This is a genomic window from Enterococcus casseliflavus NBRC 100478 (assembly GCF_001544095.1).
GTDB classification, from domain to species: Bacteria; Bacillota; Bacilli; order Lactobacillales; family Enterococcaceae; genus Enterococcus_D; species Enterococcus_D casseliflavus.
On sequence record NZ_BCPT01000051.1, the window covers coordinates 1 to 529 of the forward strand.

At 43.3% G+C, this 529-nt stretch carries 1 protein-coding gene; it reads left to right on the forward strand.

What is annotated here, in order from left to right:
- Positions 1-529, forward strand: a 529-nt coding sequence (locus ECA1_RS16715; protein WP_155642951.1) for an SIS domain-containing protein, incomplete at both ends; no start/stop codon positions are given.

A 529-nucleotide genomic window follows, 5' to 3' on the forward strand; every position in this document is an offset into this window, starting at 1 on the left:
GAGAATCTGGTGAAGTAGTGATCGATCCAGCGTTAAAAAACGAACTTTTAGCTAGCGATCGGATCTACATCATTGCTTGTGGTACCAGCAATCATGCTGGCTGGGCAGCAAAAGCCATTTTAGAAAAACTAACACAGATCCCTGTTGAGGTTCATTTATCTAGTGAGTTTGGCTACAACATGCCATTGTTGTCAGCAAAACCCTTCTTCTTGTTCTTATCACAAAGTGGTGAAACGGCAGATAGCCGTCAAGTATTAGTGACAATCAACCAGTTAGGTCTTCCTAGTCTGACGATTACCAACGTTGCTGGTTCTACTCTTTCACGAGAAGCGAACCATACCTTATTGCTTCATGCTGGTCCAGAAATCGCTGTTGCCTCTACAAAGGCGTATACGGCACAGATCGCAGTGATGACGTTATTAGCAAAAGCCATTGGTGATGAAAAAGCTGTTCCTGAAGCATTGGACTTTGATGTTTTCCACGAACTAAGCATCGTTGCTTCTGCAATGGAGGCTTTAGTGGATGAAAA